This window comes from Kitasatospora sp. NBC_00240 (genome assembly GCF_026342405.1).
Classification (GTDB): domain Bacteria; phylum Actinomycetota; class Actinomycetes; order Streptomycetales; family Streptomycetaceae; genus Kitasatospora.
Window position 1 is genome coordinate 383,265 of the sequence record NZ_JAPEMU010000001.1, and the last position, 26,288, is coordinate 409,552.

The 26,288-nt window shown below is 73.9% G+C and carries 21 protein-coding genes and 1 riboswitch; of the genes, 12 read left to right on the plus strand and 9 right to left on the minus strand.

Translation table 11 applies throughout. From position 1 onward, the window contains the following. Positions 1–49: 49 nt before the first annotated feature. The 3 genes from OG689_RS01605 to OG689_RS01615 all read left to right on the plus strand — a co-directional run bounded on the left by OG689_RS01605 (position 50) and on the right by OG689_RS01615 (position 2,976). A complete protein-coding gene (locus OG689_RS01605; protein WP_266316870.1) occupies positions 50–1,561 on the plus strand; it encodes an NAD(P)/FAD-dependent oxidoreductase in 1,512 nt (503 codons plus the stop codon). A 119-nt stretch (positions 1,562–1,680) separates the two neighbouring features. Continuing rightward, positions 1,681–2,136, plus strand: coding sequence for an anthrone oxygenase family protein (locus OG689_RS01610; protein WP_266316872.1), 456 nt, complete (start codon positions 1,681–1,683; stop codon positions 2,134–2,136). Between the two features lie 183 nt (positions 2,137–2,319). Continuing rightward, positions 2,320–2,976 (plus strand): DUF4360 domain-containing protein, encoded by a 657-nt coding sequence (locus tag OG689_RS01615; RefSeq protein WP_266326788.1) that lies wholly within the window; start codon positions 2,320–2,322, stop codon positions 2,974–2,976. 126 nt (positions 2,977–3,102) lie between these two features. Here OG689_RS01615 and OG689_RS01620 read toward each other — a convergent pair whose 3' ends face one another. Then, entirely contained in the window at positions 3,103–4,107 is a 1,005-nt protein-coding gene (locus OG689_RS01620) for a YdcF family protein (RefSeq protein WP_266316874.1), read from the minus strand. 178 nt (positions 4,108–4,285) lie between these two features. Between OG689_RS01620 and OG689_RS01625 the strand changes: the two genes are divergently transcribed. The 3 genes from OG689_RS01625 to OG689_RS01635 all read left to right on the plus strand — a co-directional run bounded on the left by OG689_RS01625 (position 4,286) and on the right by OG689_RS01635 (position 8,971). Further along, positions 4,286–6,154 carry a serine/threonine protein kinase gene (locus OG689_RS01625; protein WP_266316876.1) on the plus strand — a complete coding sequence of 623 codons (1,869 nt, stop codon included), beginning with the start codon at positions 4,286–4,288 and terminating at the stop codon, positions 6,152–6,154. A 342-nt stretch (positions 6,155–6,496) separates the two neighbouring features. Continuing rightward, positions 6,497–8,599, plus strand: coding sequence for a TerD family protein (locus tag OG689_RS01630; RefSeq protein WP_266326790.1), 2,103 nt, complete (start codon positions 6,497–6,499; stop codon positions 8,597–8,599). Between the two features lie 222 nt (positions 8,600–8,821). Further along, positions 8,822–8,971 (plus strand): hypothetical protein, encoded by a 150-nt coding sequence (locus OG689_RS01635; protein WP_266316878.1) that lies wholly within the window; start codon positions 8,822–8,824, stop codon positions 8,969–8,971. A 56-nt stretch (positions 8,972–9,027) separates the two neighbouring features. Here OG689_RS01635 and OG689_RS01640 read toward each other — a convergent pair whose 3' ends face one another. After that, a complete protein-coding gene (locus OG689_RS01640) occupies positions 9,028–10,197 on the minus strand; it encodes a magnesium and cobalt transport protein CorA (protein ID WP_266316879.1) in 1,170 nt (389 codons plus the stop codon). A gap of 359 nt (positions 10,198–10,556) precedes the next feature. Continuing rightward, a riboswitch (M-box (ykoK) riboswitch) is annotated at positions 10,557–10,730 on the minus strand. 343 nt (positions 10,731–11,073) lie between these two features. Here OG689_RS01640 and OG689_RS01645 point away from each other — a divergent pair. Further along, on the plus strand, positions 11,074–12,168 hold the full coding sequence (locus OG689_RS01645; protein ID WP_266316881.1) for a DUF3048 domain-containing protein: 1,095 nt from the start codon (positions 11,074–11,076) through the stop codon (positions 12,166–12,168). 164 nt (positions 12,169–12,332) lie between these two features. On the opposite strand, the gene OG689_RS01650 is transcribed toward OG689_RS01645, so the two are convergent. The 3 genes from OG689_RS01650 to OG689_RS01660 all read right to left on the minus strand — a co-directional run bounded on the left by OG689_RS01650 (position 12,333) and on the right by OG689_RS01660 (position 15,718). Further along, on the minus strand, positions 12,333–13,127 hold the full coding sequence (locus OG689_RS01650) for a metal-dependent hydrolase (RefSeq protein ID WP_266316883.1): 795 nt from the start codon (positions 13,125–13,127) through the stop codon (positions 12,333–12,335). Positions 13,128–13,260: 133 nt separating this feature from the next. Continuing rightward, on the minus strand, positions 13,261–13,890 hold the full coding sequence (locus tag OG689_RS01655; RefSeq protein ID WP_266316885.1) for a DM13 domain-containing protein: 630 nt from the start codon (positions 13,888–13,890) through the stop codon (positions 13,261–13,263). A 163-nt stretch (positions 13,891–14,053) separates the two neighbouring features. Beyond that, on the minus strand, positions 14,054–15,718 hold the full coding sequence (locus tag OG689_RS01660; protein WP_266316887.1) for an allantoin permease: 1,665 nt from the start codon (positions 15,716–15,718) through the stop codon (positions 14,054–14,056). A 550-nt stretch (positions 15,719–16,268) separates the two neighbouring features. On the opposite strand from OG689_RS01660, the gene OG689_RS01665 reads away from it, so the two are divergent. The 3 genes from OG689_RS01665 (at position 16,269) to OG689_RS01675 (ending at position 19,433) form a co-directional block, all read left to right on the plus strand. Continuing rightward, a complete protein-coding gene (locus OG689_RS01665; protein WP_266316888.1) occupies positions 16,269–17,111 on the plus strand; it encodes an alpha/beta fold hydrolase in 843 nt (280 codons plus the stop codon). Between the two features lie 481 nt (positions 17,112–17,592). Next, positions 17,593–18,132, plus strand: coding sequence for a winged helix-turn-helix domain-containing protein (locus tag OG689_RS01670; RefSeq protein WP_266316889.1), 540 nt, complete (start codon positions 17,593–17,595; stop codon positions 18,130–18,132). Beyond that, positions 18,129–19,433, plus strand: a complete 1,305-nt coding sequence (locus tag OG689_RS01675; RefSeq protein WP_266316890.1) for an MFS transporter — start codon at positions 18,129–18,131, stop codon at positions 19,431–19,433. The genes OG689_RS01670 and OG689_RS01675 overlap by 4 nt, the downstream gene beginning before the upstream one ends. A 133-nt stretch (positions 19,434–19,566) precedes the next feature. Here the strand turns inward: OG689_RS01675 and OG689_RS01680 are convergent, their stop codons facing one another. Together OG689_RS01680 and OG689_RS01685 are read right to left on the minus strand one after the other, a co-directional pair. Further along, positions 19,567–20,490: a glutathione S-transferase C-terminal domain-containing protein gene (locus OG689_RS01680; protein WP_266316892.1), complete on the minus strand. Its 924-nt coding sequence runs from the start codon at positions 20,488–20,490 to the stop codon at positions 19,567–19,569. A 192-nt stretch (positions 20,491–20,682) separates the two neighbouring features. Continuing rightward, positions 20,683–21,498: a GNAT family N-acetyltransferase gene (locus OG689_RS01685; protein ID WP_266316894.1), complete on the minus strand. Its 816-nt coding sequence runs from the start codon at positions 21,496–21,498 to the stop codon at positions 20,683–20,685. A 636-nt stretch (positions 21,499–22,134) separates the two neighbouring features. Between OG689_RS01685 and OG689_RS01690 the strand changes: the two genes are divergently transcribed. Further along, positions 22,135–22,659 (plus strand): NUDIX domain-containing protein, encoded by a 525-nt coding sequence (locus OG689_RS01690; protein ID WP_266316895.1) that lies wholly within the window; start codon positions 22,135–22,137, stop codon positions 22,657–22,659. Continuing rightward, complete coding sequence (locus OG689_RS01695) at positions 22,656–23,315, plus strand: HIT family protein (protein ID WP_266316897.1); 660 nt, start codon at positions 22,656–22,658, stop codon at positions 23,313–23,315. The genes OG689_RS01690 and OG689_RS01695 overlap by 4 nt, the downstream gene beginning before the upstream one ends. Here the strand turns inward: OG689_RS01695 and OG689_RS01700 are convergent. Continuing rightward, the gene (locus OG689_RS01700; protein WP_266316899.1) at positions 23,294–25,072 is read right to left on the minus strand and encodes a cation:proton antiporter; all 1,779 of its coding nucleotides are present in this window, start codon (positions 25,070–25,072) and stop codon (positions 23,294–23,296) included. The two genes, OG689_RS01695 and OG689_RS01700, sit on opposite strands and share 22 nt — an antisense overlap. A 302-nt stretch (positions 25,073–25,374) precedes the next feature. Then, positions 25,375–25,905 (minus strand): GNAT family N-acetyltransferase, encoded by a 531-nt coding sequence (locus tag OG689_RS01705; protein WP_266316901.1) that lies wholly within the window; start codon positions 25,903–25,905, stop codon positions 25,375–25,377. Positions 25,906–26,288 lie beyond the last annotated feature (383 nt).

The following is a 26,288-nucleotide window of genomic DNA, read 5'->3' on the forward strand; positions in this document are numbered from 1 at the left end:
CCGATCCACGGCGGCCGCCACCACCGAAACAACGACCCGGAGTCCCCTCATGAAGAACCGCACCCCACGGATATCCGTCATCGGCGCCGGCCCGGGAGGCCTGCTGTGCGCCCGCGTCCTGCAGCGCCACGGCATCGAGGTCACCGTCCACGACGCCGACGCCTCCCCCACCGCGCGCGACGCCGGCGGCACCCTCGACCTGCACGCCGACACCGGCCAGATCGCCCTGGAGACGGCCGGACTCCTGGACGCGTTCCGAGCCGTCGCCCGCATCGAGGGCCAGGCGAAGCGCACCCTCGACCAGCACGGCACCGTGCTCGCCGAGTACCTCCCCGGCCCGGACGAGGACGCCGCGCCCGAGATCGACCGCGGGCAACTGCGCGAGCTGCTGGCCGGCCGGGTACGGCCCGGCACGGTGCGTTGGGGCCGCAAACTGGTGGGCGCGACCCCGCTCGGCGGCGGTGCCCACCGCCTCCGCTTCGCCGACGGCGCCACCGAGGAGACGGATCTCGTCATCGGGGCGGACGGCGCGTGGTCCCGGGTGCGGCCCCTGCTGACCGGCGCGGTGCCGGTGTACAGCGGCGTCTCGTTCCTCGACGTCCGCTTCGAGGACGTCGACACCCGACACCCCGAGATCGCCGAACTCGTCGGCGACGGCCACATGTTCGCCAACGGCCGGAACGGCCGTGCCATCATCGGCCAGCGCAACAGCAACGGTGTCGTGCGGGGTCTCATCGGCCTGCGCACCGGGCTCGACTGGCACACCGAGGCCGGCGTGGACCTCACCGACACCGCCGCCGTACGGCGCCACCTGCTCCGGGAGTTCGACGGCTGGGCCGCCGAGTTGCTGCCCTTCATCACCGAGGCCGAGGCCTTCGGCAACCGGGCGCTGCACGCCCTGCCGGCCCCCCTCGCCTGGGAGCACACGGCCGGCGCGACCCTGCTCGGTGACGCCGCCCACCTGATGTCACCCTTCGGCGGGTACGGTATGAACCTCGCCCTGCTCGACGGCGCCGAGCTGGCCCGGGCGCTCGCCGAGGAAGCCGACGTCGACACCGCCGTCGCCCGCTACGAGTCGGTCATGCTGGGCCGCTCCGGCCCGCTCGCGGTGGGCGCGAACCAGGCGCTCGACGGCTTCTTCGCCGACTCCGAGCCGGACCCCGCGGACATCCCGGACCAGGCGGCCGCCGGGGAGAGGTACAAGCGGGCGGCCGCGGAGTACCGGCTCCGGCACGCCATGCCCACCCCGGGGGAGGCGTCGGCCGTCGGCGGCTGGACCGTCACCTTCCGCACGCCGGGCGGCACCAAGCGGGCCGAACTGATCCTCCACCCGGCCGGCGGCACCCGGGACGGCGAGCTGACCGGCACCCTGGACGGCCGCGCGATCGAGGCGGCCCGGGCCGGCGCGGACGGCGCGGAGGTCACCTTCACGGCCCGCCTGACCTCACCGTTCCCGATGACGGTCCGGTGCACCGCCGCGGTCACGGGCGATGCCATGAGCGGCACGATCGAGGCGGCGACGATGTCGCTCCCCTTCACGGCCACCCGGCAACGGGCCTGAGCACCCACGGCGCGCATCCGACTTCGCACGCCCCCAGCACGTACCCCGGCGCGCCCTCCACATCCGGCCACACCGGCCCGGGACGGGACGGGCACCGACCACGGAACGAAGGACACCCCGTGCACAGCCTCGACATCGTCAATCTGTTCTTCGCCGGGCTGCTCGCCGGCATCGAGTTCGTGGTCCGCTTCGGCGTGCGCGGCGCGCTGAACGTCCCCGACGGGTACGACCAGATACGGCTGCGGCAGGCGCTGGTCCGGAGGCTGCGGGTGCTGGTGCCGGCCGTGTACGGGCCGGCGCTGCTCAGCACGGTGGCGGCCGCCGTCGGGGGCCGGGCCGAGCCGGGCCTCACCCTGCGCTGCGCCGCTCTGGCCGCCCTGCTGGTCTTCACGGTGGTCACCTTCGCCGGCACGGTACCGATCAACAAGGCCCTGCTGGACTGGGCGCCCGGCGCCCCACCGCTCGACTGGCACGACCGGATCCGGCGCTGGGAGCGGCTCGACACCGTCCGCGCCCTGGCGGCGGTCACGGCGTTCGCCCTGCTCCTTGCGGCCGTGGCCCGGCGGCTCGCTTGACCGGCTGACGGTGCTCGGCGGCCGCCACGGGTGCCGAGCCGCCCCGTGGCGGCTTCCGGCCCTCCGGGAATCGCCCTCTGTACGTCGACGGTGACGGTGTGCTGACATGTACACGCCAAGTCCCGCCGCGCAGCACCACCCCCGCGGCCGGGGACTCCTGGACGATCGGAAGGAAAACCCATGATCGTACGCATGCTCGCCACCGGCGGCGCCGCAGCCGCCCTGCTCGGCAGCTCCTTCACCGGACTGGACACCGGAGCGGGCTCCGGCTGGACCACCCCGCCCCCGCCGGACAAGATCGTCATCGACGTGGCGACCGTCAACGGCTCGGGCTGTCCGGCGGGGACGGCCGCCATCGCGGTCTCCCCCGACAGCACCGCCTTCACCGTCACGTACAGCGACTACATGGCCCAGGTCGGCCTCGGCTCCAAGCCGACCGACTTCCGCAAGAACTGCCAGCTCAACCTGCGGGTGCACGTCCCGCAGGGCTTCACCTACGCGATCGCCTCCGCCGACTACCGCGGCTACGCGCACCTGGAAAAGGGCGCCGTCGGCATCCAGCAGGCGAACTACTACTTCCAGGGGTCGGCCCAGACCGCCTCGCGGAGCCACCGGTTCACCGGCGCGCTCGACGACAGCTGGCAGGCGACCGACACCGTCCCGGTCGCCGCGCTGGTCTGGGCGCCCTGCGGCGAGAGCCGGAACTTCAACATCAACACCGAACTGCGGGTCAACGCCGGCACCTCGGACCCGGCCAAGACCACCAGTTTCATGACGATGGACTCGACCGACAGCAGCATCCGGACGACCTACCACCTCGCCTGGGAGTACTGCCCCTGACCCGGCAGGCCCAGGAGCAAGGTGCCCGGCCGCACACCCGCGGCCGGGCACCTTGCGTGACCAAGGCGTCGTGACCACGACGTCGTGACCCGCACCGCGTGACCCGGACCGCGAGCCCCCGCCCCGTCAGGACGCCCAGCCGGCCAACGCACCGAGCACGGCCAGCAGCAGGCAGACCGCCGCGTTGAGCCTCCCGTACAGCGCGAGCACCGCCACGAACTCGCGGATCGTCGCGCTCGGCCGGTAGTACGGCGCGGTGTGCGCGCCCAGGACGTGGGCCGGCACCCCGGCCCGGCGGGCGGTGACCGCGGACCGGAAGACATGGAACGTGTTGGTGACCACCACGCAGCGGTACGGCGTCCCGTGCCGCTCCATCAGCACCTTGCTGAACTCCAGGTTCTCCTCCGTGCTGCGCGAACGGTCCTCCTGCTCGATCCGCTCCGCCGGGCACCCCAGCGCCACCAGGTGGCCGGCCATCGCCTGCGCCTCCGGCACCCGCTCGTCACTGCCCTTGCCACCGGACACGATCACCGTCGGCGGCCGCCCACGGGCGGCCTGCGCCCGGTAGATGCCGTACGCCCGCTCCAGCCGGCCCGCCAGCAGCGGCGGCACCTGGTCGCCGTCGACCAGGCCGGCGCCCAGCACCAGCACGTAGTCGACCTCCCGGCGCACCGTCAGCCGTCCGTAGAGGAACGCGTAGCCCAGCAAGCAGAGGAACAGGAAGCCCAGGTACCCCGCCACCAGCAGGGTGCCGCCCGCGACGGCCCGCAGCGCACGCGAGTCGAAGTGCACCGCGGCCAGCAGCAGGGCGATCAGGACCAGGATCGCCAGCCCGGCCGTCAGCGAGAGCAGATTGGCCAGCCGGCCGCCCTCCTGCCGGACCATCGTGACCCCGTTGGCGACCAGGAAGACCGCCGACGCCACCAGGCCCAGCCCGGCCGCGGCCGGGATCACCACCAGCACCGCGTCCACCAGGCCGTCGGGGAGACGGGCGAGCTCGCCGAACAGGCCGGCCGCCAGGAAGAGCACCGACAGGCCCAGCAGCACCGCGTTGCCGAACCGGCGCCGGTCGCGCCGCACACCGACGGCGAAGAGCAGCAGGAAGGCGACGGACAGCAGATAGGCGGGCATGCGCAGGATCCTACGGACGGGCCGGGCACGGAGCCCCCGCGGCGGTCGGCGCGTCGCCCGCCGCCTGCCCCGGGCGCGGACCGTCGCGGCTCAGCGGGCCGGATCGCGGCCGCCCGGGCGGCCGCGACGGCGCCACCGTGGCGCACGGACGTCACTCCCGTCTCCTACGATGACCGTCATGAACACTGGGGGGCCCGACACGCGGCTCATCGACGGCCGCTTCGAACTGCTGCAACGCCTCGGCGGCGGTGGCATGGGGCTGGTCTGGCGCGCCCGCGACAACGCGCTGCACCGCGAGGTCGCGCTCAAGGAGGTCCGCGCGCTCGACCCCGCGACGGAGGCCGCCGACCCGACGGCGGCCCGGGAGACCCGCGAGCGCGTGCTGCGCGAGGCGCGCGCCCTGGCCCGGCTGCAGCATCCCAACGTCGCGGTCATCCACCACATCGTGGACAGCGCCGAGCACGCCCACCCCTGGCTCGTGATGGAGCTGGTGACGGGCGGCAGCCTGGCCGACCGGCTGGCCCGGGGGCCGCTCGGCGTGCAGGAGGCGGCCAGGACCGGCCGCGGCGTGCTGGCCGCCCTGCGGGCCGCGCACGCCGCCGGCATCCAGCACCGGGACGTGAAGCCCGCCAACGTCCTGCTGCGCACCGACGGCACCCCGGTGCTCACCGACTTCGGCATCGCGGCGATGCACGACGCGACCGCGCTCACCGCGACGGGTTCGCTGATCGGCTCCCCGGAGTACATCGCTCCCGAACGGATCCGCGGCGAGGAGGGCAACCCGGCCTCCGACCTCTGGTCGCTCGGGATGCTGCTCTACGTGGCGGTCGAGGGCCACCACCCGCTGCGCCGGGCCACCTCGCTGGCCACCCTCGCGGCCGTGCTGGACGAACCGCTGCCGCCGCCGGTCCACTCCGGGCAGCTGGGCGGGCTGCTCTCGGCGATGCTGGCCAGGAACCCCGCGCAGCGGCCGGACGCCGCGACGATCGACCGGATCCTCGCCGCGGCCGAGACCGCCACGCCGACCCCCGGCTCCCCGGTCGCGGGCTTCGGCGGCGCACCGGCCCCGGCCGAGACCCCGCAGTACTTCACCGGACCGCTCACCCCCGCGCACCCCCAGCCCGGCGGGCAGCCCGGTGGTGGGGCGTACCCCGCCCAGCCGTCGAACCCGTACTCCGGCGCCCCGGTGGCCGGCGCGCCCTACGACAGCGGACGGCACGACGTCCGCCCGTACAGCAGCGGCCCGTACGCCGCCCCGCCCTACGACAGCGGACCGACCGGCAACCACCCGTACGGGAACAGCCCTTACCCGGGCGGGCCGCACGACATCCTGCCGGCGGGGCCGACCGGGCCCGGCCGGCCGCCGGCGCCCGCGCGCCGCCACCGCGGCGCGGTCGTGACCCTCTCGGTGGTCGCGGTCTGCCTGACCGGCCTGCTCGCCTGGACGTTGTGGCCGAACGGCACCGGGACCAACACCAAGTCCCTCGACAAGCCCCCGGCCACCACCGCCCCCGGCACCCCCGGCACCGATGTCTCGCCCACCGGCGGCGGTTCCGACACCAGCGCCGCACCGACCGTCAAGCCCGCCGCCCCGCCCGCCGGCAAGCAGAACCTGCTCACCCCGGACGGCGTCCGCGCCACCATCGACGCGATCCGCCCGCTGATGTCCGGCACCAAGATCAAGCGGCTGGTCGTCTACCCCGAGTACGCCATCGCGGAGGCGCCCACCGCGTCGGACCCTTCCGTCTACGACCGGATCACCTACCGCGACGGCAGGACGACCCGCACCCCCGGCGCCACGCTCACCTCCCGCGACAAGCTGGCCGACCTGCAGCTCTACAACTGGGACATCCTGCCGGACCTGATCAAGAAGGCCGAGCAGACCCTGAACGTGGCCAACCCCACCAGCCGCTATCTGATCATCGGGCCGGAGATCATCGAGGAGAAGCCCTCGATCGCCGTCTACCTGTCCGACGACTACGGCGGCGGCTACCTCTCGACCGACGTCAAGGGCACCGTCATCCGCACCGTCCCGCGCGGGGCCTGACCCGCCCGAGCATCTCTCTCACCTGACGCACCGTCCTGACGACCCTTCGGCGGCGGGCGGCGCAGGGCACCGGGCGAGCACCACCGGCGACCGGCCGTGCGCTCCGGCCGTGCGCTCCGGCCGAGCCGTGCGCCGTAGCACGCGCGGTGCACGCTGGGCGTCCGAAGGTCACATTCCGGTTGCGCACACACAATCTGCTCAACACCCCACCTGACCAGGGCCCCGGAGGGCTAGGCTCCGAGCTGCCGAGCGGACCGGTGCCGCCCGCGATTGCCATGGCAGGACGGCTGCTCGACCTCCGACGCGCAGCCCGGTTCCTCTGGGGGGACATCAGTGCAGGAAATGGTCAAGGGTGCCAACGTCGGGCTCGCCACACTGGGCGAGAGCATCGACTCCCTCATCGTGAGCCTCGGCTGGACCAGCCCGGCCGGTGACGGTGACGCCGACGTGTCGGTGCTGCTGCTTGCCGGGGACGGCAAGGTCCGGAGCAACGACGACTTCTTCTTCTACAACAACCCGGCCGCCTCGGACGGCAGTGTGCAACTTCTGGGCCAAACCCCGACCGAGGACGGCAGCGAGGACCGCATCCAGCTCGACCTGACGGCGGTGCCCTCCGACGTCGAGCGCCTCGTGATCGCGGCAAGCCGACACCAGCGCGCGGTGTTCGGCCAGTTGGAGAACCTCCGGCTCGGTCTCGCCGACAGCACCGGCGAACACCTGCTCGGCTTCTCCATCGCGGACGCGAGCCTGGAGAGCGCGTTCGTCTTCGGCGAGATCTACCGCCGCGGCCCCGAGTGGAAGTTCCGCGCGGTCGGGCAGGGCTACGACACCGGCCTCGCGGGGCTGGCCACCGATTTCGGCATCGAGATCGACGACGATGCGGAAGCCGATCCCGACAGCGGCCCCGCGGCGGACGGCGCCACCGGGTCGGTCGCCGGCCCACCCGCCGACGGCTCCGGAGCAGCGGACCGCCCCGATCCGGCCACCACCCCCCACCGCTCGGACGACGAGGCCTCCGTGACCGGCCGTACGTCGACCGACGCCAAGAACCTGCTCCCCACCCGGGCCGCGGGCGTGGCCGCGGAGCCGGCCGCCCCGAAGCGGCTGCAGACCGCCAGGCGGAAGGTCACGCTGCCCCGGGAGCCGAAGAAATCCCTGGCCGAGAACGACGCCTGGCGGTCGGCCAGGCTGTTCCCCGCCACGACGCTCAAAAGCGACCGGGAACGCGAAGTGCGGGCGACCTCCGTGCTGCTCTCCGTGATGGCGCAGGTGCCGGAGTTCGGCCGGCGGCTCACCGCGGCCTTCGGGGCGCCCGCCGGTCGGATGGAGACCTTCACCGAAGTCTCGCTGCCGCACGGCGACTCGCCCAAGCGCCCCGACGGGGTGATCCGGGTCGAACGCGCGGGCCGGCTCTGGACGGCCCTGGTGGAGAGCAAGACCAACGGCAACCCGTTGAAGGCCGAGCAGGTCCAGGACTACATGGACATCGCCGCCCGACGCGGCTACGAGGCGGTGATCACGCTCTCCAACGACGTCGCGCTCGAGGGGAGCCCGCTCGTCCCGGTCAAGGTCGACGGCCGCCGCAAGCACAAGGTGTCGCTCTGGCACCTCTCCTGGGCCGAGGTCGCCTACCAGGCGAAGATGCTGATCCGCCACGAAGGCGTCGTCAACCCGGCCCATGCCTGGCTGCTGCAGGAACTGCTGCACTACCTCCAGCACGACAACTCGGGCTGCCACGGCTTCCAGAACATGGGTCCGGCCTGGGTCCCGGTACGAAACGGGATCGACGACGAGACGCTCTGCCAGGGGGACGAGCGCGCCACCCAGGTCATCGAGAGCTGGGAGCGGCTGGTTCGCCAGGTCTGCCTCCAACTCGGCGGCGAGCTGGGGGTGAAGGTCCTGCCGGTGCAGCGGAGCCGCCGTGGTGAGGACCCGCGGGCCCGGCGGGCGGCCCTCGCCGACAGCCTCTGCGCAGACGGCCGACTGCACGCGGAGATCAGGATCGAGGACGCCGTCGGCAACCTCTCCATCGTCGCGGACCTGAGGGTCGGCAAACTGCGGACTTCGGTCGAGATCCCCTCCCCGGAGCAGGGCTACCCGCTCAGCTGGGTCAAGCGGCTGGTCCGGCAGCTTGCCGAGGCGCCGGCCGATCTGCATGTCGAGACGCTGACCGACGGCGCCCTGCCCGGCCCCCGGGGGACGTTGGAGAGGCTGCGGCCTGAACCGGGCGACCTGCTGCCCAAGGACGCCTCCCGGATCACCGGGTTCCGGTTGACCCTGGCCAAGAGTGTCGGGAGTACCCGCGGCAATGCCGAGACGGGCTTCATCCGGACCGTCGACGCCGCCGTCGAGCGGTTCCACACCGGGATCGTGACCCGGCTGGACCGCCGGGCGATCCGGCGCCCGACCGGTGACGCCGCGCCGCCCGGCACCACTGCGAACTGATCGTCGCCCATCCGCGACCCGCCCACCCGGACGAACCGCCTCGGCCGGACGCGGCGCGGGAACCCGTGCGAGGCATGGCCAGGGACCAGCGAACCGACCCCGACAGGACCACTTCACCCGGACCACGCCGGCCGGCCAGGCCGCCGGGTCGGGACGCCGGCAGGCCGGGTTCACCGCCGCCCCCGACAGCGTCGGAGGTGTACGGGCGGCCTGGGACTGCACGTGGTGGCCGCCCTCTGCGGGCCGGTCCGGGTCACCCTCGACCCGGGCAGCGGCAAGACCGTGCACGCCCGGCTCCCGTACCGCCGGCCGGCGGCCCCCGCCTTCGGTGCCGTCGCGGCCGCTCCCCCGGCCCGCCGTCGGACCTGGTGACACCGGGTGCCCGGCGCGGTGACCGCCGACGGCGCCGTGCCGCCGCCGCAGGACGGCTACAGCCAGTCGCGGCGCTTGAAGACGACATACAGGCCCGCGCAGACCAACCCCATCAGGCCGATCGCGAAGGGGTAGCCGAAGGCCCATTGGAGCTCCGGCATGGTCGAGAAGTTCATCCCGTAGACGGTGCCGATCAGGGTCGGGGCGAACAGGATGGCCGCCCAGGCGGAGATCTTCTTGATCTCGTCGTTCTGGGCGTGCCCCGCCTCGGCGAGCTGCTTCATCTCCTCGTTCTGGGCCTGGGAGACCAGGGTGGCGTTGACAGTGAGGATGTTCTGCAGCATCTGGCGGAAGCCGTCCACCCGCTCGGCGGCGTAGGTGGCGTGGTCGGCGACGTCGCGCAGGTAGCGCTGGAGTTCCTCGTCGGTGCCGTACTTGCCGAAGCCGGCCTCCAGGTTCTTCATGATGTCCAGCAGCGGCCGGGTGGCCCGCTGGAACTCGATGACCTCGCGGGAGAGTTCGTAGATGCGCCGGGAGACCTTGGGGTCGCCGCCGAAGACCTCGGTCTCGATCTCGTCGATGTCGTGCTGAAGCCCGGCGATCACCGGCGCGTAGCCGTCGACGACAGCGTCCAGAACGGCGTAGAGGACGGCTTCGGGCCCGAGCGCCAGCAGTTCGGGGTCGCCCTCCAGGCGCCGGCGCACCGCGGAGAGGTCCGGGGACTGGGAGTGGCGCACGGTGAGCACGAAGTCGGGGCCGACGAAGAGGTGGATCTCCCCGAAGTCCACCTCCTCGACGTCGTCGAGGTAGCGGGCGGCGCGCAGGACGACGAAGAGGGTGTCGCCGTAGCGCTCCAGCTTGGGACGCTGGTGGGCGACGATGGCGTCCTCGACGGCCAGCTCGTGCAGGCCGAACCGCTCCGCGGCCTCCAGCAGTTGGGCGTCCGCCGGGCGGAACAGGCCGATCCAGGCCATGGTGCCGGGCTTGCCGGGCAGCTCACGGTAGATGTCGGACAGGGTGGCCGGGGTCCCGGTGCGGCGGCCCGCGCGGTAGACGGCGGCGTCGACCACGGAGCGTTCCAGCGAGACGGTGTCCGCCTTGGGCTCGGGCCTCGGGTCCATCGAGTGCTCGGGAGCGGGCACGGGTGGCGCGCCGGCCTCCCCGGTGGCGGGACGGCTGAACGGACGCTTGCTCGCGCGCACGGCGCGCACACGCCAGTCGGACATGGCAGGAACCTCCACAGGTGGATGTCCGCCGCGAACACACCGGGCGACGCCCGCTGCGGCAGGCGTCGCCGGGGCACCGGCGGGGCAGCGCCGCCACCGTCCGGCGCACGCCGGGGCGGCCTTCGCCGGCCGGGCACGGTCAGCGCCGGGCGGTGCGGGAGGGCCGTAGGGCGTACGGGGACGGGCGCGCGGTGCGGGGGGACGAGGAGCACGTTCGGGGGCGGGGCCGACTTCGGCCCGGACTACTGGACTCCACCGCTCTCACCTCCCTGCCGTCGGGCACCCGTTCGGGGGCGCCGGATCGCGGCGGTCAGGGGAGGCCCCGCCTCGCCCGCGCGCAGGGCGCGCCGGGAAGTGGGCGGGCACCCCTGAACTCGTCAGAGCTTTGGCACGCCACGGCGTAGCACCCGGGGGTGCAGCCACTTGGGGTCACCCCTTAGGCCGGGGAGACCTGTCCTGAACCTGGGCGTCTCTCGACGTCGTGGGGTCAGTGGCCTGTGTCCGTGGCGACGCCTCACCGAACGAGGTGCCTTCACAACTTCGCCCAGCTTAGCCCCGCCGGGCGCCGGCGGGACGCAGGAGGGCGCGCGAGCATCGTCCCGGCGCCCCTCGCAGCCCGTACCTGCCCCGCGCCTGCCCCGCGCCTGCCCCGCGCCGGACCGGCACCGGACCTGCCTGCCTGCCTGCCTGCCCCGTGTGCCTGCCGGGCACCGGAACGCCGCACCGGACGGCACCGAGCGGGTCGGGCCTGGCTTCCCGCGTCGCCCGAGGACGGAACCACCCGCGGGGCCCGTCTCGTCTTCCCGGGTACAGCATTCCGGACCAGCAGCAGCCCCGCCCGTGAACCGGCGCCGCTGCCCGGAGGTGATCCCGCAGATGAAGACCTTCGAACGCGTCCTGGCCGGCTGGCGGTCCCTGCCGCTCGCCCACCGGGTCGGCACCGTCCTCCTCGCCGGAGCCGCCGTCGCCCTCGCGGTGGTGCTCACCCTCGCCGGCGGCCGGTCGCCGCTGCCGGTGGACACCGTTCCACCGGCCGTCCCCGCGGCCCCGCCCGGCAGCCCTTCGCCGTCCGGCGGCCCGTCACCGTCCGTCGGCCCCGGGACGTCCGGTACAGCGGTCTCGCCCCTCACCGGGCTCCCGGGCGGGACGGGCCGGATCATCGCCGTGAAGATCGACAACATCGTGAACGCCCGCCCGCAGACCGGCCTCGACGCGGCCGACGTGGTCTACGCGATCGAGGTCGAGGGCGGCATCTCGCGCTTCCTGGCGGTCTACGACTCCGACCACCTGCCGCCGGGCGACACCGTCGGCCCGGTCCGCAGCGCCCGGGAGAGCGACCTCGAAATCCTCCAGCAGTACGGGAGGGCGGCCTTCGTGTACTCCGGGGCGCAGAGCAGGTTCCTGCCGGTGCTGGACCGCGCCGACGTCTTCAACCGCTCCCCGCTGCAGAGCGACTCGTTCTTCCGCGGCACCTCCAGGCCCGCGCCCTACAACGAGTACGTGGTGCCCTCGGGCATCCTGCGCGCCTCGCCGGACGCGGCGACGGCGCGCGACATCGGTTTCCGGTTCGGCGACCCGCCGACCGGCGGCGTCCCGGCCGACAGCTTCGGCGCGCGGATGCCGGCGGCCTCGTTCACCTTCAACTGGTCCGCGACCGCGGGCAGGTACCTGGTGGCGCTGGACGGCAAGCCGGCCCGGACGACGGACGGCGGGCAGCTGGGGGCGCCGACCGTCGTGGTCCAGCGGGTGGACGAACGCACCTCGCCCCTCGGACTCCGGGACTCCGCCGGCCACCTGGTGCCCTTCGCCCCGACCGTGGGCAGCGGCGAGGCGGTGGTCCTCCGGGACGGCAGGGCCTACCAGGGCACCTGGTCCCGGACCGGACCGGACGCCGGCACCACGTTCTCGTACGCGGGGCAGCCGATGACCTTCCACCCCGGCCAGGTCTGGGTCGTACTGGAGCCCCGCTGAGGGGAGCCCGGCCGGGCGGACCGGGCCGACCGCCGTCGGCCGGCCCGGACGGGAGGCGAGGACGGGACGTCGGCCGGCCCGGACGGGAGGCGAGGACGGGACGTCGGCCGGCCCGGCCGGGCGGTCGACGGCCCGCCGACGAGGGCGTGCGGTTCGACCGGGCCTCAGCCGATGAACCCCAGGGCGCCGAGGGCGGCCACCCCGCCCAGGCCCATGAAGACCGGCATCAGGACCTTCATCTCCACCCAGCTGCCGGCCCGGAAGCGCATACCCTTCGGCGGGCCGATCGGGTACCAGCGCTTGCGTCCGATCGGGATCGGCCACAGGACCGGGCAGCCGGAGACGGTCAGCGCGTCGCCGAGGCAGTGCACGAGCGCGCCCAGCACGATCGGCAGGCCGATCCACAGGTACTGCTGGCCGGGGTCGGTGAACAGCCAGTCCGAGCCGTTGCCGGGCTTGTCGAGGGTCTCGGCAAGCATCCAGGCACTGGCCGCGCCGAGCAGCCAGACCAGCACGTCGCTGGAGGCCCGGGCGTGCCGCCAGAGCAGGCCCTCGATGGCCAGCACCATGTGGACGAAGAGCACCGCGAGCACACCCCAGCGGCCGCCGTACACGGCGATCGCGGCCGCGCCGGCCCCGCAGAGCACCGCCCAGACCCAGGTGTGGGTCAGCGTGCGGTGACCGCCGTTGCGGCGGGGGTCGCCCTTCCCCCGGGTCGACTTGTAGGCCGCGTACGACAGCTTGTCGACGACCTCGCACAGCGTGCGCGACACGGGCCCGAAGGCCCGCGATATGGTCGCGGCCTTGTGGTCCAGGTCGGGGGCCAGTGCCGCTCCGGCGCAGATCAGCGCGCCCGCGAGGAGCACGGGCCAGGGCATCGGCCGGTCCAGCGCGGCCGAGGCCGCCCCCGCCATCAGCCAGGCCGCTGCGCCGGACAGCGCGTGCGCCGGTCCCATCATGGCGTTCTCCACCCCTCAGTAGGTCGCAGGGGCCGATCGGCACCTGACGGTGCGGCAGCCTATCCCTCCGTGATCTTCCCCGGCACACGCCCCCGGCCTGCCGGCGTCCCGCTCCCCCGCCGGGCCCGCCCGGCTACCGGTCGGACGCCGGCAGGTCGGCGGCCCCGAAGCCCACCGAGAAGCGTGCGCACCAGATCACCGCGCTGTGCAGGCGGGTGAGATCGGTGCCGGCGGGGACGGCGTAGTTCTGGTTGCCGAGGTTCCCCTTGAGCCGGCCGAGTTCGACCGGGGCGTCGCCCAGGGAGTCCAGCTTCGACTCGGCCGCCGGCGCCGCCGAGAGGTAGACCCGGACGTCGGGGCCCTCGGAGGTCCGCAGGTTCTCCAGGCGCAGCACCGTGCTGCCGTCCGCGAGGCGGACCAGACGGGCGGTCCCGGTGGTGGGGTGCTCGCCGGACTGGAAGGACCCGCCGGCCGAAGAGGCCGACTCGGCCGGCCCGGGCCCCGACGGCGAGGGTGACGACGAGGGTGACGGCGACGGCGACGAGTACGACGAGGGTGACGCGCCGCCCGCAGGGGTGCCGGCGGCCGGCGTGGCGAGGGGCGCGGCGCCGGCCGGCGGCGCCTCGTCGACCCTGGTGCTGGTGAACGCCTTCCAGGGCTGGAAGAGGTACAGGCCGAAGCCGCCGGCCAGCAGCACGAGGACGGCGACCGGCAGCGGCCACCGGCGAGGACGGCGGACGGACAGCGGCGGACGAGCGGACATCTCAGCCTCCAGGAGCGCGCAGCACTCTGCTGCCTGCGCCCATGGATACACCGCGCCCGGCGGCCGCCGGGGCCGCCGGGCACGGCCGTAAGGATTCGACAATGCCTGGCCGGGCGGGCAGTTCAGCGGGTCGGCCCCGGTACGTCGCCCCGGCGCGTGCGGGTCAGCCGCCCAACGGCGCCGTCGCCGGCAGCACGTGGTCGCCGACCTTGTCGGTACTCAGGCAGAGCGAGCAGACCACCGCGTCATGGGTGGGACAGGCCGCGAGGTCCGGTCGCTCGAACTCCTGCCGGCAGACGTGGCACTCGTACGTCGCGGCGCTGGGGTTGCCGTCGGCGTCCAGGTGCGGTGCGTCGATCCCGTCGGTGGTGCGCCGCAGGTAGTACCGGCCCCCGGTCAGGGCGGCCGTCAGCGGGGTGAGGACGAAGGCGATCAGCGCCGCCGCGACCGGCGAGTACGGCTGGAGGGTGTCGCCCAGGGCGTGGAAGTACATGGCGATCGAGAGGCCGGACGCGGCGACGAAGGAGACCAGCCCCACCGGGTTGACCGGGTGGAGCATGCCCCGGCGGAACTCGGGTGCCCGCGGGGAGAGTTTCAGCAGGTACTTGTTGACCATGATGTCGGTGGCCACCGTGACGATCCAGGCGATGGCGCAGTTGGAGTAGAAGCCCAGGATGCTGTTGAGGAAGCTGAACATGTCGGCCTCCATCAGGATCAGCGCGAAGGCGAGGTTGACCAGGACGAACACCATCCGCCCCGGGTAGTGCCTGGTGACCCGGGTGAAGGAGTTGGTCCACGCCAGCGATCCCGAGTAGGCGTTGGTCACGTTGATCTTGATCTGGCTGATCACCACCAGCGCCACCGCCAGCGGGACCACCAGCCAGGACGGCATCATCGCGTCGAAGGCGCCGGTGAACTGCCGGATCGGCTCGGTGGCCGCCGTCGGGCCGGCCTCGGCCAGGATGTAGACCGCCAGGAAGACCCCGATCGCCTGCTTCAGCGCGCCCAGCACCACCCAGCCGGGGCCGGCCATCACCACGGCCGTCCACCAGGCGCGCCGGTTGGCCGCGGTCTTCGGCGGCATGAAGCGCAGGTAGTCGATCTGCTCCCCGATCTGGGCGATCAGCGACAGGCACACGCCCGCGCCCAGCAGCACCTGGCCGGTGCTCATCCCGCCGCCGTCGTCCGAGCCCCCGTAGGAGAGGAAGCGGTCCACCGTGCCCGGGTCCGAGGCGACCAGGTACACCAGCGGACCGACCATCAGCAGCAGCCAGAACGGTGTCGTCCAGACCTGGAGCTTGCTCAGCGCCTTCATCCCGTGGACCACCAGCGGGATGACCATCAGGGTGGAGACCAGGTACCCCAGCCACAGCGGCAGCCCGAGCCCCAGTTTCAGCCCCTGGGCCATGATCGAGCCTTCGAGCGCGAAGAAGATGAAGGTGAAGCTGGCGAAGATCACACTGGTCAGGACCGAGCCGTAGTACCCGAATCCGGAGCCCCGGGTGATCAGGTCGAGGTCGATGTTGTACCGGGCGCCGTAGTAGGCGAGCGGGATGCCGGTGACGAAGATGACCAGCGCCGCTACGAGGATCGCGGCCAGCGCGTTCCCGGTGCCGTGGGTCAGCCCGATGCCCGCGCCGATGGAGAAGTCGGCCATGTACGCGATGCCGCCCAGGGCGGTGGTCGCCACGACCATGGGCGTCCAGCGACGGTAGCTGCGGGGTGCGAAGCGCAGGGTGTAGTCGTCGAGCGTCTCGTCGGCGGCCGCCCCGGCCCGCCGGGACCCTCGGCCGCTGTCCGTGGTGGTCGGTGGTGGCTCGGTGCGCATGCCAGGCCTCCTGGGGTGCCGTGGTCTTCTGCTGCGGAGTACGCGGGCCCCGCCCGGGCCGGGCGGTCGTCGCGGACCGGTTCCATGATCAGGCGCGGCCGGACCGGCGGCGCGGACCGGGCGCCCGGGCCGGCCGATCGCCACAGTGGCGGTCGGCCACGGCCCGGACGTTCCGTCATGAGCGCGCCTCCCCGCGCCACACCCTGGGACGGCCCGGACGTGGGCCGCACTGTTGGCGGGAACGCTAGGCAGCTGGTGTTTCCGGCCGGTCCCCCCGGCATGAAGGAGAGGTTTCCGGTGATTCGGGCCGCTGCCCGGGTACTTGAGGCTGCGTCAGTGGCGGGCCACCGGGCCGGTTTCGGCCTCAAGGCTCCACTCCCCCGGCCGCGGTGCGGGATCACGCGGTCCTTCGCCCCGCACGGTGCGGGATCACGCGGTCCTTCGCCCCGCACGGTGCGGCGAGCGGCCCGGACTCTGGAGCGGGTCGCTGTTGACGATATTTCTCACAATGGGGGTGACCCGCCGGTAACTCAGCCCTAGGCTCCCCGTCATGGACCTTGTACACGAGCGCCGCGGCGACGGCCCTCCCCTGTTGCTGCTGCACGGCATCGGACACCGCCACCAGGGCTGGAAGCCCGTGCTCGACCTGCTCGCCCGCGAGCGGGAGGTGATCGCCGTCGACCTGCCCGGCTTCGGCGCCTCGCCGCCGCTGCCCGCCGGTATGCCCTACAGCGTCGACAGTGCGATGACGGTGCTCCGCGACTTCCTGGCGTCGATCGGGGTCGACCGGCCGCACGTGGCCGGGAACTCGCTCGGCGGGCTGTTCACCCTGCACGCCGTACGGCACGGGCTCGCCTCCTCGGCCACCGCACTCTCACCGGCCGGCTTCTTCCAGCGCCCCGGCCTCCTGTACGCGTCCGGGATGCTCAACCTGCACCGGCTGGCCGCCCGGACGCCCGAATCGCTGCGGGCGGGGCTCGCGGCGCACCCGCTCGGCCGCAAGGCCATGTTCGGCATGATCTACGGACGGCCGGAGCTGCTCGACCCACGCGAGCTGCTGCTGGACACCCGGGCACTGCTGGAGGCCCCGGGCTTCCGCCGGACCCTGCACGCCGGGGGCGGCGAGCTGGCCTCGCGGTTCCCGACCGACCTCCCGCCGGAGGTCCCCGTGACCCTCGCCTGGGGCACCCGCGACCGCCTGCTGCCCAACAGCCAGGGCCGCCGGGCCCGCCGGCTGCTGCCGGCGGCGCGCTTCGTCCCGCTGGTGAACTGCGGACACGTCCCGATGGGCGACGACCCGGAGCTGGTGGCCCGGGTCATGCTGGCCGGCAGCAGCTCACCGCTGCTGGCCCCCACCGCCGGACCGGGGGCGGGGCCGACAACGATCCACTGACCGTACGCCACCCCGTGCGTCAGGCCGCACGGCTACCGGCATCCTGGTCACGACCCGCTCCGGCCGCGCGCTGCCGTCCGCGCTTCGACCCCGTGACTTCACCGTGAACCCACGGACTCCCCGTCGCGAGGCATCGCGACAGAGCCGCGGGCTCCCGCCGGGGCCCCTCGATTGTCGCGAACTCGCGGGGCTCCCCGGCTGTGGGTGGTCGAGGATCGCGGAGACGGGCGGCAGGCAGGCCCTGGCGGGCGCCCCGGAGGACGGGTCCACGGATGAACTCCCCTGGTACGGTCAGGGATTGGAGGCCGAGGGGGTGCGGATGAACTCCCGCGACGAACGGACGGAGTCGCCCGGGCGCGGGTCATGCGCGATCGAGAAGGAGGGCGCGGGAGCAAAGGCCTCAACTGCCGAAGAGCCGACTTCGCAGGCTCCGCACGAAACCAGCTTGACGAATGGTCAAGAAACGTTGACCATTGCGGACATGCCAACCGATGACGTCCCCGAGACGTTCCACGTCACCACGGACGAGCAGCTGCGCGCCGTTTCCAATCTCACGCGCCACCGGATCATGGCCGTGCTCCGCTTCGAACCCGCGACGATCACGCAGATCGCCGAGCGAGTGGGCCTTGCGAAGGGGAGTTCCAGCTACCACGTACGGCTGTTGGAGCGGGCCGGCCTGGTGAAGGTGGTACGGACGCGGAAGGTCCGGGGGGTCACCGAGCGGTACTACGCCATGGCCGCGCGGGCGATCGTGCTGCCGGATCCGGGCGAGGGAGGGCCGGATGTGCTGATGCGGCATGCGGTGGCGGACCTGGAGGCAGCGCCGGTGGACGGCGAGCGGCACGTACGGATGGCGCATCTACGGCTCACCGAGGAGCAGTTCGCGGAACTGGGGACGCGGCTGGAGGCACTGGCGGACGAGTACCGGCAGCTGTCCGATCCGTCGCTGCCGGACGCGTCACTCGTCTTCGCACTGTTCCACCCGGCACCCCGTCGGCAGACCGAAGGAGCGGCCAAGTGATCTCGGACATCAGGAAGTTGCCGACCGGATTCGGCCGACTGTGGACCGCGCAGACGGTGTCCTCGCTCGGCGACGGGGTGACGCACGCCGCACTGCCGCTGCTCGCACTGACGTTGACGCGGGATCCGATGGCGCTCGCCGTCGTCACGGCCGCCGGAACGCTGCCGTGGCTGCTCTTCGGGGTGCTCGGCGGTGCGCTGGTGGACCGCTGGGACCGCCGGCGCACGATGTGGATCACGGACGCGGCGCGTGCGGTGCTGCTCGCGATACCGGCGGCAGCGGCCGCCCTCGACGCGCTGAGCATTCCCCTGCTCGCGGCCGTCGCGTTCCTGCTCGGCCTCGGCGGGCTCTTCTTCGACACGGCCGCCACCGCCTATCTGCCGGATCTGCTCGGCCGCGACCCCGCCCACCTGGAGCGCGCCAACGCCCTTCTGCGCGGCACCCAGACCGCCGCGTCCGGCTTCGCGGGGCCGCCCGCCGGCAGTGCCCTGCTCGCCCTCGGGCGGGCGGTTCCACTGCTCGCCGACGCGGTGTCGTTCGCACTCTCCGCCCTGCTCGTGCGGTCACTGCCGGCCGTACCCCGACCCGTGCCGCAGGCCCGTGAGTCGCTGCTGCGGCAGGCGCGGGCCGGCGCCTCGTACGTGTTCCGGAATCAGTTGCTGCTCGGGCTCGCGCTGCGTCCGGCGGTCGGGAACATCGCCTTCCTCGCCGTGGAGACCGTACTCGCCCTCTTCGCGCACGATCGTCTCGGCGTCACCACCTTCGGCTTCGGCCTGCTCCTCACGGCGGAGGCCACCGGCGGTCTGCTCGGCGCGGGCATCGCCTCCTTCCTCGGCCGACGACTCGGTACCGGCACCGCACTGACCTGCACGGCCGCCGTCGAGGGACTCGCCATCCTGAGCCTCGCCGCCGCCCCGAACCCGTACATCGCCGGCCTCGCGCTCGCCGTCTGCGGAGCGGGCATGGGCGCCACCATGGTGCTCGGCCCGTCCCTCCGACAGGCGATCGTCCCCGCCCACCTGATGGGCCGGGTCGCCTCCACCTCCCGCATGCTCGCCATGTGCGCCGCCCCGTTCGGTGCCTTCCTCGGCGGCTGGCTGGCCACCACCTACGACGTCCGCACCCCGCTCTACACCGCCGCCGGCCTCCTCCTCGCCATGACCGCCGTCACGTCGACCATGACCACCAACCGCCGGGTCGAGGCGGCGCTGCGGGCCGCCGCCCCGGCCGATGATCGAGACCGCCCGGAATCCCGGGAGCCTGTCCAGGAGGATGCCCTCCAGGGCTCCGCGAGGTCGTGAGCCGGTGCCGGGCCCGGCTCGGCGTTCCTCACCCCGGCCGCCGGCCTTGACGGCGACCAGGCAGCGGCCCAGGAGACTGATGCCGGCCGTGCCGGAGGCCCCCGGCGGATGACCGGGAACCGCCGACAGCCGGTCAGACCCCGGCGGCAGCCAGGGTGTCGCGGTCGTGCGCGGCGTTCCAGTCGGGCAGCGCCGCACCGGGGCGGGCGAAGGTGGCGAAGTCGGTGGTGCTGGTGAAGGCCGGCCGCTGGTAGAGATCCCGGGCGTAGGCCCAGAGGTTCGGGTAGGCGTCCAGGCCCGGGCCGACCGCGCCGCGGGCGTTCGCCGCCACGTCGTAGCGGGCCAGGGTCACCCAGAGCCGCACATCCGCCTCGGTGAGCCGCTCACCGAGCAGGTGGCGCTGCCGCCCGAGCAGCTTGTCCAGTTCGGCGAAGGCCGCCAGCAGATCGGCCCGGGCCGCCTCGGCGGCGGGGCCCTCGCCCGCGGCGGCGCCCACCCCGCGGTTGACCGCCGGGCCGAGCCAGGAGTCGAGCTCCTCGATCCGCGGGCGCAGCTCCGACGGGTAGTGGTCCGCGCCGTTGCTCCACCGCCCGAACTCGGTGGCGAGGTCGATCCCGATGCCGGCGAAGTCGTTGCTGACGATCCGTCCGGTCTCCCGGTCCCAGAGGGTCGGCACCGATACGTGGCCGTCGAACCCGGGTTCGGTCGCCTCGTAGGCCTCCCTGAGCAGCGTGAAGCCGTTCACCGGGTCCGGTCCGTGGGTCTCGCGGAAGGCCCAGCCGCGGCCGTCCCGCGCGCCGTCGACGTACGAGACGGAGAGCACGTCCTGCAGCCCGTTCAGCTCCAGTTGGACGGTGACCCGCTGGGCCCAGGGGCAGAACCAGCCCGCGTACAGGTGGTAGCGGCCGGGCTCGGCGCGGAACCCGCTGCTGCCGTCCTCGGTGATCCGCCCGGTGAAGCGGTAGAGCGGCCGCTCGTCGCCCGGGGCCCGGTTGATCCGGTACTCACCGTGGGTGGTGGTGTCGACCGCGTCGGCGTAGCGCGGTGTGGGGCTCATCTGGTGCCTCCTGCTCGAAAGGGACTGCCTGGGGGTGCCGGGGCGGCCTTCCGGCGGGCCGGGCCCGACAACGCGGCGCGGTGAACGGGTCCGCCCTGCGGTTGGGGTGGGCCTTTCCGTGCGAGTGGGCCTTCCCGTGCGGGTGGGCCCTGCCGTGCGGGTGGGCCCTGCCGTGCGGGTGGGCCGCCGGGTTCAGCCGGTCGGCGCGCCTGGGACCACGACGGCGAGAAAGGTGGTGGTGCGGCGCAGTCGGAACCCGAGGGACTCGTACAGCCGGATCGCGTCGGTGTTGCTCGCGGCGGCGTGCAGGAAGGGCGTCTCGCCGCGGGCCCGGATGCCGGCGGCGACCGCGTGCACCAACCGGGTGGCGAGGCCCTCACCCCGGTGCTCCCGGTCGGTGCAGACGGCGCTGATCTCGGTCCAGCCCGGCGGGTGCAGGCGCTCGCCGGCCATCGCGACCAGCCGGCCGCCGCGCCGGATGCCGAGGTAGGTGCCGAGTTCGACGGTGCGGGGCAGGAACGGGCCGGGCTGGGTACGCGCCACCAGGTCCAGCATCTCGGGCACGTCGGCGTAGCCCAGCGGGACGGCCTCGGCGTCAGCTGCAGCGGCGATGCCCTCGTCCACCAGTTGGACCCCGGCGCCGTCCATGAGGATCTCCCAGTCGGGCGGCGGCGTGCCGCGGACCCCGGTCACCAACGCGACGGCGCCCGGGCCGAGCAGAGTGGCGACGTCCCGCCAGACCGACGCGTCGGGGTGGTCGGGCAGGGCGATGAACGGCGAGACGTCGGGCGGGTAGCGCACCACCTCGCCCTGCCGCTGCGCGAGGTGCGCGTGCGGACCGAGCAGGGCGGCGCGGACGGCGTTGTCGAGCGGGTGGGCGCCGGCCCGCCCTGCCGGGGGGCGCTCCGGTGAACCGCCCTGGGGGTGGGGCGGGTCGGCGGCGGGCCGCCCGGACAGGGGTGGGTCGGGGATGAGCGCGTCAGGGATGAGCGCGTCGGGAGCAGGCATGCGGACTTCTTCCTCGATCTGGTGCGGGCGCCGGGTTCCGGGCTCCGCGGTCCCGACGACGTGGCCCGGCCCCGACGGATCGGCGGCGGCCCGGACGGTCGGGGCAGGCGGACGCTGCGCGCCGGGGCGTGGGCCCTCGGCGGACGCGGCGGAGCTCGCTAGCGGAATGTCCCGGTGAAGACGTGACGGAGCGTCACGGGCGACAGAGGCCGGTCGGTGAGCCGACCCCGTCGATCCAGCGCCGGCGCACGAGCGCCGTTCCCGCGGTGGAGCGGCGGGGGCGGGCAGCCGGACGAGCGGTCACGGCGTGCGGCGGCGACGGGTGCCCGAAGGGGGCCCGCTCGAAGCGCTGCGCGCGAGTTCGCATGGATCGACCTGTCTCAACTGCCGCTACGACGAAGGTCCAGACTACATCGCGGCCCCGGCCCGGGGGCAGGTCCCACGACGAATCGGGCGACGGAACGGGCCCGGCGGTTCCGTCCGGCCGGCCGGTCCACCAGGCCGCCCCAGGCCGGTCAAGCCGCTCGGGCCGGCTCACCTGATCGTGTGGCAGGTCCGGCCGGGCGTTCCGGCGGGCCCCGCGCGCTGCCTACGGTGACGAGGTCCGACCACAACTCCCGTACGAAGGCGGAACAATTGTCCATCTCATCAGACCAAAACCCTGCGGCGCCCGCCGACGAACCTGCGACCGTCCTGCCGGCGGCCCGGACGGCGACGGCCGGGCCGAGCCGCTCCATGGTCGGCCTGCACCTGGTGCTCGTCGACGACGGCATGGTCCTGCTCGGCCGGCGGCGCAACACCACCTTCGCCGACGGGTGGTGGCACCTGCCGGCCGGCCACCTCGAACCGGGCGAGAGCGTGGCGGCCGGCATGGCGCGCGAGGCCCGGGAGGAGCTGGGAATCGGGATCGACCCCGCCGGGCTGGAACTCCAGCACGTCCTGCACCTCCTCGACGCGGGCGACACCGAGGGCCGGCTCCAGCTGTTCTTCCGTCCGGTGGTGTACACCGGGCAGGTGAGCAACCGCGAGCCGGAGAAGTGCCACGAGCTGCGCTGGTGGCCGCTGGACGGCCTGCCGGAGCAGACCGTCCCGTACACGGTGCGGGCCCTGGGCGAGATCGCCCTCGGCCGGGCACTGTCGGCGCCCGGGTGGCCGGTGTGAGCGACGGCCCCGGCGCCCAGCCGCCCGGGGCGTGGCCGAGGGCGGACTTCGACCCGGTCGCGTACCGCGAGCGGGCCCGCTCGGGGCCCTGCTTCATCTGCGCGATGCTGGCCGGCGAGCCCGGCTTCGAGCACCGGATCGTCTACGACGACGGCACCCACGTCGCCTTCCTCGACCGCTACCCCACCCTGCCGGGCAAGCTGCTGGTCGCGCCCCGGACCCACATCGAGGACACCGTCGGCGGCTTCACCGAGGAGGCCTACCTGGCGCTCCAGCTGATCGTGCACCGGGTCGCGACCGCGCTGGCGCGGGTGGTCCCGGCCGAGCGCCTGTACCTGCTGAGCCTGGGCAGCAACCAGGGCCACGCGCACGTCCACTGGCACGTCGCGGCCCTGCCGCCCGGCATCCCGTACGAGCGGCAGGAGTACCACGCGCTGATGACCGGGACGCAGGGGGTGCTCGCCGTCGATCGGGAGGAGGCCGACCGGCTCGCGCAGGCCCTGCGCCGACAGCTGGACGGGCCGCCGGCGCGGGGGGCCACCGGGCCACCGACCGGCGCCGACCCCGGTCGGGGCCGGGGCGGGAGTCGTGGCCGGGGCGGGAGTCGTGATCGGGAGCAGGGCCGCGGACAGGGTCAAGGCCGCGGCGCGACCTGATCATCGGCGGCCGGACCCAGCAGGACGAGCGCGTCGCCGAGCCTGGGCAGCGGCCGGTTCGCCTCGGTCACCGGGTCCAGCCGGCCGTCGCGGCGCACCACGAACAGCACGTCCCACCCGTCCGGCACCTCCGGACCGGCCTGCCTGGTCACCACCACCGCCCCGGCCTCGTGCCGGCGGGTCAGCGCCGAGGCCGTCAGATCGGCACCGAACAGCACCTCGCCGCCGATGAACGGCGCCACCACGCCGAGGCTGTCGCGCGGCGCGCCGACCCGGTGCACGGAGCCCTCGACGCTCGCCCGCAGCACGGCGGTCGCCAGCGCGTTGAAGTCGTCCTCGGTGGTCAGCAGGTACACCGCGGTGATGCCCTCCAGCTCGGCGCCCTCCCCGGTGGCGGCGGCCAGCAGCTCTCCCGGCGCGAGCTCCAGGCCGGCCCGTCCGATCCGCTCGCGCTGCTGCTCCAGGCCGGCCCACATCAGCACCTCCAGGCCGGCCGAGCGCAGCGCCAGTCCGAGGTCCACCACCCACGGATCGCCGCCGACCAGCAGCGGGCGCGAACGCGACGGGCGGACGACCCGCAGCCGCCGCGCGACGGAGGAGGCGGTCAGCCCGTACAGCGTGACGGTCGCGACGATCACCACGAAGGTGGCCGGCAGGATCCGCTGGGCGCCGTCGAGCCCCTTGGCCACCAGCCCGGCGGAGAAGGTCGAGGCGGTGGCCGCCGCGACGATGCCGCGCGGTGCCATCCAGCCGATGAAGGCCCGCTCGGCGCCGGGTACATCGGTGCCGATCGTGGACAGGAAGGCCACCATCGGCCGGGCCACCAGGACCAGTACCACGGCCAGGAGCAACGCGGGGAAGGCCACGTCGCGCAGCGAGTCCGGGGTGACGGTGGCCGAGATCGAGATGAAGAGCAGCCCGAGGATCAGGCTGACCAGGGTCTCGAAGAACGGCCGCCGGACCGGGCCGTCGAAGGCCCTGATGTTGGCCACGGCCAGGCCCATCACCACCGCGGTGATCAGCCCGGTGTCGTCGCGCAGGACGTCGCTGACGGCGGCCACCCCGATCACCGCGGCGAGCTGCGCCGTGGTGCCGAGCACCTCGCCCAGCCCCAGCACCCGAAGCAGCACCCAGAGCAGGGCGGCCCCGACGACGCCGCCGGCCAGCCCGATCCCCACGCTGGCGAGGAACTGCAGCGCTCCCGTGCGGAGCCGGACACCCGTCCCGGTGGCGACCACGTGGAAGACCAGGGCACCGAGGATGCCGCCGACCGGGTCGATCAGCGAGCCCTCCCAGACCAGGATGTGCTGCAGCCGGTCCTTGGGGCGGACGAAGGCGAGCAGCGGCCCGACCACGGTCGGCCCGGACACCACCAGGATCGCCCCGAGCATCACGGCGGACCGCCGGTCCATCCCGAGCAGCGGCATCGCGACCGCCGTCCCGATCAGCCAGGTGACCAGCACACCGACCCAGATCAGCCGGACGACGACCCGCGGGATGTGTCCCTTGAGCTTCCGGAGGTCCAGGCCGAGGCCGGCGTCGTAGAGGATCACCGCGACCGCCAGCGACACCATGGGCGAGAAGGCGGTGCCGAGCAGCCGCTGCGGGTCCAGGTCGTCGAACAGGGCGCCTGCCGCGAAGCCCACCGGCAGCAGGACCACCAGTGCGGGGACCCGCAGCCGGCCGGCCAGGATCTGCGACCCGACGGCCAGTGCCAGGGTCAGGCCCACACCGATGAGGACCTCGTCGGTGGTCACGTAGGGCCTCCGCCCCCGCGTGGTCGGACGAACCGGCCGGGGCGGACGCGGGCCCGGCCCGGCGGTGGCCCGGCCGGCCCGGACGCCTTCTCCGGAGCGTGCGGGCCCGGGTCGACCGAGTCAAGGAGGACACGTCGGTGCGGCCCGATTCGCCGGCCTTCCGGCCCTCCGGGGCCCGGTCGCCGCAGCGAACGGGTGACGGGGGACGCGCCTCACCGACCCCGGCCCGACCCGACCCGGTACACCCGACCCGACCCGGTACAGGTGTGCCGGGGGCGCGGGCGGGCGGGCGGGCGGGCGGGTCAGGCGTACTCGGTGAGGTCGATCGCGTGCACCTGCAGCGGGTGGCCGAGTACCGGGTCCCTGGTCTCGGACACCAGCTCCATGCCGAGCTTGTCGAGGACGTTGCGGGAGGCCTCGTCGCCGGAGCGGACGACGGCGACGACCCGGTCGAGGCCCCGGTCCTCCAGGGCGAACTCCAGCGTGGCGTGCGCGGCCTCCGAGGCATACCCCTGGCCCCAGAACTGCCGCCCGAACCGCCAGCTGATCTCGACCGCGGGCAGCACCTCGGGCAGGTGCTCGGGGACCGAGAGGCCGGTGAAGCCGGCGAGCTCCCCCGAGGCCAGCAGCTCGACGGCGAAGAGGCCGAAGCCCTCCTCGTCCCAGTCCTCCTCCCAGCGCTCGATCGCCTCCGCCGTCTGCTCCAGGTCGTACCGGGAGCCGTCGCCGATCCAGCGCATGACCTCCGGGTCCGCGTTGATCTCCGCCATGGGTACCAGGTCGTCGTCGGTCCAGCGGCGGAGGACGAGTCGGGGGGTGTGGATCTCGGTCATGCCCCCATCCTGTCGACTGCCGGGCCGATCCGGTAATCCGCGCCCGGCGCCGCGGCCGCGGAGAAGCCGGCGGCGCGGTGCACGGGGGCAGAAGGGCCCAGCCGGGCCCGCAGGCGCGAAGGGGACCCGCAGGCGCGAAGAAGGGCCGGCGGCGCGCGGGCACCGGGGCGCCCGAACACAAGGCGAAGGCCCGGCTCTCCGGCCGGGCCTTCGGACCTCTCCGCCCCCGGCGGAGATGGGATCTCGGGGCCGTGACAGCGGTCCCTGCCGGAGCTGCGGGCTCCCGCCCTGGATGTCCGGCGCGGCTCCGCCTCGGCGGAGCATCGGTTCTTCGTTCAGACCTTCTTCTTGCCTTCGTACAGACCTCGGCGGCCACGTACCAG